The organism is Nocardioides sp., from assembly GCF_035481145.1.
Classification (GTDB): Bacteria; Actinomycetota; Actinomycetes; order Propionibacteriales; family Nocardioidaceae; genus Nocardioides.
In genome coordinates this window covers 1-8,856 of record NZ_DATIHB010000121.1, presented here as the reverse complement: position 1 = coordinate 8,856, position 8,856 = coordinate 1, and the positions used below count along the sequence as shown (strand labels likewise).

9 protein-coding genes are annotated in these 8,856 nt (G+C 70.5%); 6 read left to right on the top strand and 3 right to left on the bottom strand.

Annotated features, from left to right (window positions below; genetic code table 11):
- The coding region (locus VLF38_RS10110) for a proline--tRNA ligase (protein WP_325271136.1) at positions 1 to 1,449 on the top strand (1,449 nt) is incomplete at its 5' end.
- Between the two features lie 4 nt (positions 1,450 to 1,453).
- Positions 1,454 to 2,179, top strand: a complete 726-nt coding sequence (locus VLF38_RS10105; RefSeq protein WP_325271135.1) for an HAD family hydrolase — start codon at positions 1,454 to 1,456, stop codon at positions 2,177 to 2,179.
- 117 nt (positions 2,180 to 2,296) lie between these two features.
- On the opposite strand, the gene VLF38_RS10100 is transcribed toward VLF38_RS10105, so the two are convergent.
- On the bottom strand, positions 2,297 to 2,725 hold the full coding sequence (locus VLF38_RS10100; RefSeq protein ID WP_325271134.1) for a ferritin-like domain-containing protein: 429 nt from the start codon (positions 2,723 to 2,725) through the stop codon (positions 2,297 to 2,299).
- Positions 2,722 to 3,225, bottom strand: coding sequence for a hypothetical protein (locus tag VLF38_RS10095; protein WP_325271133.1), 504 nt, complete (start codon positions 3,223 to 3,225; stop codon positions 2,722 to 2,724). The genes VLF38_RS10100 and VLF38_RS10095 overlap by 4 nt, the downstream gene beginning before the upstream one ends.
- A gap of 81 nt (positions 3,226 to 3,306) precedes the next feature.
- Here VLF38_RS10095 and rimP point away from each other — a divergent pair, with 81 nt between their 5' ends.
- Together rimP and nusA are read left to right on the top strand one after the other, a co-directional pair.
- Positions 3,307 to 3,879, top strand: coding sequence for a ribosome maturation factor RimP (gene rimP, locus VLF38_RS10090; RefSeq protein WP_325271132.1), 573 nt, complete (start codon positions 3,307 to 3,309; stop codon positions 3,877 to 3,879).
- A complete protein-coding gene (nusA, locus tag VLF38_RS10085; RefSeq protein ID WP_325271131.1) occupies positions 3,879 to 4,853 on the top strand; it encodes a transcription termination factor NusA in 975 nt (324 codons plus the stop codon). Before rimP ends, nusA begins: the two co-directional genes overlap by 1 nt.
- 56 nt (positions 4,854 to 4,909) lie before the next feature.
- Here nusA and VLF38_RS10080 read toward each other — a convergent pair whose 3' ends face one another.
- Complete coding sequence (locus VLF38_RS10080; protein ID WP_325271130.1) at positions 4,910 to 5,440, bottom strand: ribosomal protein L7/L12; 531 nt, start codon at positions 5,438 to 5,440, stop codon at positions 4,910 to 4,912.
- A gap of 142 nt (positions 5,441 to 5,582) precedes the next feature.
- Here VLF38_RS10080 and VLF38_RS10075 point away from each other — a divergent pair, with 142 nt between their 5' ends.
- Together VLF38_RS10075 and infB are read left to right on the top strand one after the other, a co-directional pair.
- Positions 5,583 to 5,837 carry a YlxR family protein gene (locus VLF38_RS10075; protein ID WP_325271137.1) on the top strand — a complete coding sequence of 85 codons (255 nt, stop codon included), beginning with the start codon at positions 5,583 to 5,585 and terminating at the stop codon, positions 5,835 to 5,837.
- Positions 5,838 to 5,966: 129 nt separating this feature from the next.
- Positions 5,967 to 8,828 (top strand): translation initiation factor IF-2, encoded by a 2,862-nt coding sequence (gene infB, locus VLF38_RS10070; RefSeq protein ID WP_325271129.1) that lies wholly within the window; start codon positions 5,967 to 5,969, stop codon positions 8,826 to 8,828.
- Positions 8,829 to 8,856 lie beyond the last annotated feature (28 nt).

Below are 8,856 nucleotides of genomic sequence, written 5' to 3'. Positions count from 1 at the left end.
CACGAGGAGATGTTCACCCTGGTGGTGAAGGACCTCTACTCCTCCTACAAGGACCTGCCGCTCTCGATCTACCAGATCCAGAACAAGTACCGCGACGAGGCGCGTCCCCGGGCCGGCCTGCTGCGCGGGCGCGAGTTCGTGATGAAGGACTCCTACTCCTTCGACGTCGACGACGCCGGCCTCGAGGAGAGCTACCAGGCGCACCGCGACGCCTACATCCGCACCTTCGACCGGCTCGGCATCACCTACAAGATCTGCTTCGCCACCTCGGGGGCGATGGGCGGCTCGGCGTCGGAGGAGTTCCTCGCCAAGGCCGACGTCGGCGAGGACACCTACGTCCGCTGCACCCACTGCGACTACGCCGCCAACGTCGAGGCCGTCACCGTGCCGGCCCCGCCCGCCCAGCCGTACGACGGGGTCCCCGCCGCCCACGCGGAGGAGACGCCCGACACCCCGACGATCGACTCGCTGGTCGCGCTGCTCAACGAGCGCCTCCCGCGTGAGGACCGTCCGTGGCACGCCGGTGACACCCTCAAGAACGTCCTGATGATGCTCAAGCACCCCGACGGCACGCGCGAGCCGCTGGCGATCGGCCTGCCGGGCGACCGTGACGTCGACCAGAAGCGCCTCGAGGGCCAGCTCGAGCCGATCGAGGTCGAGCCGATGACCGAGGAGGAGCTCCGCTCGTACCCCGACATCGTCAAGGGCTACATCGGCCCCGGGGTCCTGGGCGAGGAGTCGAAGACCGGCATCCGGTTCGTCGTCGACCCGCGGATCGTCGAGGGCACGCGCTGGGTGACCGGTGCCGATGTCCACGGCCAGCACGCGATTGACGTGGTCGCGGGCCGCGACTTCACCCCCGACGGCACGATCGAGGCGGCCAATGTCCGCGACGGCGACCCCTGCCCCAACTGTGCGGTCACCGGGGGAGGGGGCACGCTCGCGTCGGCGCGCGGCATCGAGATGGGCCACATCTTCCAGCTCGGTCGCAAGTACGCCGAGGCGCTCGACCTCAAGGTGCTCGACGAGAACGGGAAGCTGGTCACGGTCACCATGGGGTCGTATGGCATCGGCGTCTCCCGCGCTGTGCCGGTGATCGCCGAGGGCAACCACGACGAGCTCGGCCTCTGCTGGCCCCGCGAGATCGCCCCGGCCGACGTCCACGTCGTCGCGGCGGGCAAGGACGCCGCGCTCTTTGAGGCGGCCGAGAGTCTGAGCAACGAGCTTGCCGCTCAGGGCGTCGAGGTGATCTACGACGATCGCGCCGGGAAGATCAGCCCCGGGGTGAAGTTCAAGGACGCCGAGCTGATCGGCGTCCCGACCATCGTCACCGTGGGCCGAGGCCTGGCCGACGGTGTCGTCGAGGTCAAGGACCGTCGCACGGGCGCGAAGCAGGACGTCGCGGTCACCGACGCGGCCGCCACCATCGCCGCCCTCGTTCGCGGCTGATCCGGTGGGGGAGCGGGCCGCGGGCGTCGAGGCCGTCCTCTTCGACTGGGGCGGCACCCTCACGGCCTGGCACGACGTCGACTTCCACGCGGAGTCCGTCGCGCTCGCGCACGCCGTCCGGGCCACCCCGACCCCGGACGACGACCGTCATGCCTGGGCCCGGCGGCTGCACGAGGCGGGCAGCGTGATCTGGGGTCGCAGCCGCGACCTGCAGCAGAGCGCCACGGTGGCCGACCTCTTCACCGAGGCAGGCCTCGACCACGACCCGGACCTGCTGATGGCCTACTACGAGTTCTGGGAGCCACACACCCTGACCGATCCAGAGGTGGGTCCGCTCTTCGAGTGGCTGCGTGAGCAGGGGATCAAGGTCGGCGTGCTCTCCAACACGATCTGGCCGCGCGCCTGGCACCGCGGGTTCTTCGAGCGCGACGGCGTCGACCACCTCATCGACGGCGACGTCTACACGAGCGAGATCCCCTGGACCAAGCCGTCACCGCAGGCGTTCCGGGCCGCCATGGACGCCGTAGGTGCGACCGATCCGGCACGTTGTGTCTACGTCGGCGACCGGCTGTACGACGACGTGTGGGGTGCGCAGTCGGCCGGCATGCGCGCGATCCACGTGCCCCACAGCACGATCCCCGCGGACCAGGTCGGCCACACCGAGGGCGTGCCTGATGCGGTCGTGCAGCACCTCGGCGAGATCGCCGGCGTGGTCGCCCGCTGGACCTGACCGCACGGCCTCACGCCTGCAGGTTTCTGCATTGCATAAACCTGCAACTTGATCCATGGGGCTACTGCGGCTCCGATGTTGCAGGATCTTTCCTGTACCCCTTGCTCGGACAGGGGGTCAACGGTTCGCCAGCTCGCTGGTTCCGGGGAAGATCTCGGGGCTCCCCCGGAACCAGAGCTGGCGCACCGAACACGCGATCAGGGCCGTGACGGCCCAGCTCCGGTCGGAGCCCGTCGTGTGGGCGACCAGGTCGGCGTAGACCGCAGCCGCCTTCTGCTCCACCTCGAGGGCAGCGGCGTAGCCCGCCGCCTGGGAGCTGACGTCGCCCAGCGTGTAGCCCGGCTCGGCGGGGACGGGGGTCCCGCCGAGCGCGGTGACCCTGGCGACGAGGTGGTCGCGCTGCGTGCGATGCGTGCGGTACGCCGTCGTCACGCGCTCGCGCAGCGCGGACTCCTCGGGTGCCTGCGCTCCGACGACGCCGAGCACCCAGAGTGCGGCGTGCTCACCCGCGACGGCGGACTGCAGGGGAGTGAGCTCCGCGGTCATGCCTGCCCGCCCTTCGCGGCCGCACGCGGAGACGGCGCCGCGGCCAGGTGCATCGCGACCCCGGCGGCCATCGAGGCGAGGGAGCGCGCGAGCGGTCCGCTCGCGGCCGTGCGGGCGCCGGCGGTGAGGGAGCGCTGCAGCGTGGCCTCGCCCCGGCGTACGGCGGCGAGGGCTGCGTCGGGCCGGACCGGGACCGTGACCGCCGGTGCCTCCGGCGGCTCCGTGGAGAGGACGGCGAGGTGGGCCCGGTGCAGCGCGGTCAGCGGCGCGAGGGCGGTGGTCAGGCCGACGTGGGTCGTTGCCACGTCCGCGACCAGCCGGGCCTGGGCGGCGATTGCCGTCACCAGCCCGTCGACGGTGCTCGCGTCGGCGTCGCGCTTCGCGGCGGGCGGGGCGACCGATGCCGGCGGACCCCACTGGCAGCCGGCGGTGGCGGTGACCGCGGCGGTCGCGCCGCCGAGGGCCACCCGACGGGAGACGGTGATCACGGTGTCAGGCACGGCGTGAACCCTATCTGTCGGTCCGGGCACTGCCGCGGACCCGCTAGGGTTGTCGCGACAACAGCACAAGGAGGTCGCACTGTGAGCAGTTCCGGACTGGACGCCACCAGGGCCCGCATCGAAGCAGGGCTCGCCGACCCCCTGACCGCGCTCGGTCTGGACATCGAGGCCGTCGAGCTCTCCAAGGCAGGCCAGCGCCGCATCCTGCGCATCGCGCTCGACTCCGAGACCGGTGTGACGCTCGACGAGATCGCGGCCGCCACCAAGGAGGTCGACGACTTCCTGGAGTCCTCCAACGTGATGGGTGCCGAGCCGTACCTGCTCGAGGTCACCTCGCGTGGTGTCGACCGCCCGCTGACGCTCGCGCGCCACTGGCGCCGCAACGCCGGTCGTCTGGTGAAGGTCACCCTCGTCGAGGGCGGCGAGATCGAGGCGCGCATCGGGGAGTCCGACGACGACGGCGTGACGCTGCTCGAGGACAAGCGGGCCAGCAAGGGCGCCAAGCCCAAGATCGTGGAGAACCGCGTCGCCTACGCGGACATCGCCAAGGCGCGCGTGCAGATCGAGTTCAACCGCAAGGCCGCCTTCGAGGAGCTCGAGGCTGCCGACGACGAGACCGTCGACGACATCGACGATGAGGGAGACGACGCCTGATGGACATCGACCTGAGCATCCTGCGGATGCTGGAGCGCGAGAAGGAGATCTCGTTCGACGTCCTCGTCGAGGCGATCGAGCAGGCGATGCTGCAGGCGTACCACAAGACGGCCGGCGCCCAGCAGCGTGCGCGCGTGGTCATCGACCGCAAGACCGGCCACGTCAACGTGCTGGTCCGCGAGCAGGAGGAGGACGGCACCTTCTCCGAGGAGTACGACGACACCCCGGACGGCTTCGGCCGGATCGCTGCCACCACGGCCCGCCAGATCATGTTGCAGCGCCTCCGTGACGCCCAGGACGACATCACCTTCGGTGAGTTCGCGGGCAAGGAGGGCGACATCGTCTCCGGCATCATCCAGCAGGGCCGCAACCCCGACGACGTCATGGTCGACCTGGGCAAGCTCGAGGCGATCATCCCGCTCGGCGAGCGCGTCCCGGGCGAGAACTACGAGCACGGCACTCGCATCAAGGCGCTCGTCGTCTCCGTGCGCAAGGGCATGCGTGGCCCGCAGATCACCCTGTCGCGGACCCACCCCAACCTGGTGAAGAAGCTCTTCGCGCTCGAGGTGCCCGAGATCGCCGACGGCACCGTCGAGATCGCCGCGATCGCCCGCGAGGCCGGCCACCGCACGAAGATCGCGGTGAAGTCGACCGTCCCCGGCGTCAATGCCAAGGGCTCCTGCATCGGCCCGATGGGCAGCCGTGTCCGCAACATCATGAGCGAGCTCCACGGCGAGAAGATCGACATCGTCGACTGGTCCGAGGACCCCGCCGAGATGGTCGCCCATGCGCTCTCGCCGGCCCGCGTCAGCTCCGTCGAGGTCGTTGACCTGGCTGCCCGCGCCGCGCGCGTCGTCGTCCCCGACTTCCAGCTGTCGCTGGCGATCGGCAAGGAGGGCCAGAACGCCCGACTCGCCGCCCGCCTGACCGGCTGGCGGATCGACATCCGCTCCGACGAGGCCCCTCAGGGCTGAGGACCGCAGCTCTCAAACAACGTGAAGGCTTTTCGTCACTGGGTGACGAAAAGCCTTTACGTCGTTTCTGGGGGAGCCTGACCCGCCATCGGTCGTACGACGGCGGTCGCGCCTGCCTTGCGAAGGCGTGCCGCGATCAGGTCCGCCGCGGCCTGACTCCGGGAGTGCGCCACGAGCTGCCCCACGGGATCAACGAGGGCCAGGGCGGCGTGCACATCGAGGTTCGTCGCCTCGCGGATCGCCTTGGCGACGTCCATCGAGTGCTTGCCAAGATCCGTCATGACGACCTCGTGATCGCCGGGTTCGAGCAGGTCAGCGTTCTTGCGAAGCCACTCGGCGTCCTTCTTGGCCTGCCTCTCGGGGTAGACGCCCTCTGGATGTCCGGGCAGCGGGATGCGGAGCAGGCCGCCCCAGGACAGCGACGCCCCACCCGTTAGCAATAGCCACCCGAGCATGCCGATGACGAAGTAGAGCGGCATCCGCCAGGACAGCCAGTCGGCGCTGACCGCGCGGCCGAACGCCTTGATCCCGACGAGGAAGACGCCGACGCCGAGAACCAACCGAAGCAGGGCCGACGTCACGCGCATGGAGTCACCCTAGGGCTGGGCACGCCAACCGTACGCCGGTTAGTCCCGGCGCCCCGTGACCCGGTAGAGTTGTCGCTTGGTGGCTCGCGAACTGAATTCCCTTGCACACACGGCTTCAGAGATTTTCTGTGGCCCCGTGCGTATGTGCATCGGATGCCGCGAGCGGGCTGCCCGCCACGAGCTCCTGCGGATCGTCGCGGGGACCGACAGCGAGGGCCGACCGGCCGTCGTTCCGGATCCTGCGAAGTCTGCAGCTGGCCGTGGGGCGCACCTGCACCCCACGACCGCGTGCTACGACCTGGCGGTCCGGCGGCGAGCGTTCGCCCGAGCCCTGCGGCTCGAGCAAGGGCTGGCTACCGAGCCGGTGCAGGCCTGGCTCGAGGCACACACGTCATGAACCACTACAGGAACTGGAGCATCCGCTCATGAGCACTCGATGAGTACTTCGCGATGAGCATGCACACCCACTGACGGTTCGACCCCACTACGCAATCCGGGGCGGGCCGAGAAGGAGTAACACAACCCCGTGGCCAAGCCCCGCGTACACGAGATCGCCAAGGAATTCGGCGTCGAGAGCAAGGTTGTTCTCGAGAAGCTGAAGGAGATGGGCGAGTTCGTCAAGTCCGCGTCCTCGACGGTGGAGCCCCCCGTCGCGATGCGTTTCAAGAAGCAGTTCGGTGACGAGATGCGTGCCGCCGGTGGCGGTTCTGCTGCCGAGGCGCCCGCTGGTCAGGCTGCCCCGGCCGCCGCGCCCAAGGCGCCGGCCGGCAAGCCCGGCCCGAAGCCGGCCCCCAAGGCTGCTCCGGCGCCCGCCGCGCCGGCTGCACCGGAGACTCCGGCCGCCGCTGCTCCCGCTGCCGCAGCACCTGCGGCCCCCGCTGCTGCGGCTCCGGCTGCCCCCGCTGCTCCGAAGCCGGGTCCGGCTGCCCCCGCCCCGAAGGCGCCTGCGCCCAAGCCGGCCGGTGGCACTCCGGGTCCGCGTCCGGGCGGCGCCCGTCCGGGTGCGCCGCGCCCCGGCAACAACCCGTTCGCCCCGTCGCAGGGCATGGGCAAGCGCCCCGCCCCGTCCGAGCGTCCGGCGCCGGCTGACCGTGGTCCGTCGCAGACCTCGGGCGGCGACAACCGTCCGCCGCGTCCGCCGGCAGCTGCCGGTGGTGCCGCAGGTGGAGCGGCTCCCCGTCCGGGCATGCCCCGTCCCAACCCGGCGATGATGCCGAAGTCGCCCAACGCGTTCGGCGCCCGCCCCGGCGGCCCCGCCGGTCGTGGTGGCCCCGGTGGTGCTCCGGGCCGTGGTGGCCCTGGCGGCGCTCCGGGCCGTGGTGGTCCGGGCGGTGCCCCGGGTCGTGGTGGCCCCGGCGCTGGCGCAGGTGCCCCCGGCCGTCCGGGCGGTGCCCCGGGTGGCTTCGCCGGTGCTGGTCGCCCCGGTGGCGGTCGTCCCGGTGGTCCCGGTGGCCGTGGCCAGACCCAGGGTGCCTTCGGTCGCGCCGGTGGTCCGTCGCGCCGTGGTCGCAAGTCGAAGCGTGCGAAGCGGCAGGAGTTCGACTCGATGCAGGCGCCCACCATCGGTGGTGTGCGCGTCCGCAAGGGCAACGGCGAGACCGTGCGTCTGGCCCGTGGTGCGAGCCTGACCGACTTCGCGGAGAAGATCAACGTCGACGCCGCTGCCCTGGTGCAGATGCTCTTCTCGCTCGGCGAGATGGTCACGGCGACCCAGTCCGTCGGTGACGAGACGTTCGAGCTGCTCGGCGAGGAGCTCAACTACGTCGTCCAGGTCATCTCCCCGGAGGACGAGGACCGCGAGCTCCTCGAGGGCTTCGACCTCGAGTTCGGCGCCGACGAGGGCGACGAGGCCGACCTGGTCGTCCGTCCGCCGGTCGTCACCGTCATGGGTCACGTCGACCACGGAAAGACCAAGCTCCTCGACGCGCTGCGCAACGCCAACGTCGTCGACAAGGAGGCCGGTGGCATCACGCAGCACATCGGTGCCTACCAGGTCTACGCCGAGGTCGACGGCCAGGAGCGGGCCATCACCCTCATCGACACCCCCGGTCACGAGGCGTTCACCGCCATGCGTGCCCGTGGTGCCCAGGCGACCGACATCGCGATCCTCGTGGTCGCGGCCGACGACGGCGTCATGCCGCAGACGGTCGAGGCGCTCAACCACGCCAAGGCCGCCGGCGTCCCGATCGTCGTCGCGGTCAACAAGGTCGACAAGCCTGAGGCCGACCCGGTCAAGGTCCGCGGCCAGCTCACCGAGTACGGCCTGGTCCCCGAGGAGTACGGCGGCGACGTGATGTTCGTCGACGTGTCCGCGAAGGCCGGCCTGAACCTCGACGGCCTGCTCGAGGCGGTCGTGCTGACCGCTGACGCGTCGCTCGACCTGCGCGCCAACCCCAACCAGGACGCCCAGGGCCTCGTGGTCGAGGCGCACCTGGACCGCGGTCGCGGTCCGGTCGCCACGATCCTGGTCCAGCGCGGCACCCTGCGGGTCGGCGACTCGATCGTCGCCGGTCCGGCCCACGGCCGCGTCCGCGCCATGCTCGACGAGCACGGCGAGAACATCGAGGAGGCGACCCCGTCGCGTCCGGCCATGGTCCTGGGTCTCTCCGGCGTGCCCGGTGCGGGTCAGAACTTCCTCGTGGTCGAGGACGACCGCATGGCCCGCCAGATCGCGGAGAAGCGCGAGCACCGTGAGCGTGCGGCCATGCAGGCCCAGCGCCGCGTGCGTCGTACCCTCGAGGACTTCATGGCCTCCATGGAGAAGGGCGAGAGCCAGGAGCTCAACCTCATCCTCAAGGGCGACGTGTCCGGTTCCGTCGAGGCGCTCGAGGACTCGCTGTCCAAGATCGACGTCGGCGACGAGGTCTCGCTGCGGGTCATCGACCGCGGTGTCGGTGCGATCACCGAGACCAACGTCATGCTCGCTGCGGCCTCCGACGCGATCATCATCGGCTTCAACGTCCGCCCGCAGGGCAAGGCGACCGAGCTGGCCGACAAGGAAGGCGTGGAGATCCGCTACTACAGCGTCATCTACCAGGCCATCGAGGAGATCGAGGCGGCCCTCAAGGGCATGCTCAAGCCGGTCTACGAGGAGCAGGTGCTCGGCCAGGCGGAGATCCGTGCGATCTTCCGCTCGTCCAAGATCGGCAACATCGCCGGTTGTATGGTCACCAGCGGCCTCCTCCGCCGCAACGCCAAGGTCCGCATCATCCGCGACGGCAGCGTCGTGGCGGACAACCTCGACCTGGCTGGCCTCAAGCGCGAGAAGGACGACGCCGCGGAGGTCCGCGAGGGCTTCGAGTGCGGTCTGTCGCTCCGCAACTTCCAGGACATCAAGGAAGGCGACATCGTCGAAGCCTTCGAGATGCGGGAGATCCCGCGCGGCTGATCAAGCTGTACGACGTGGGCGGGGGCGG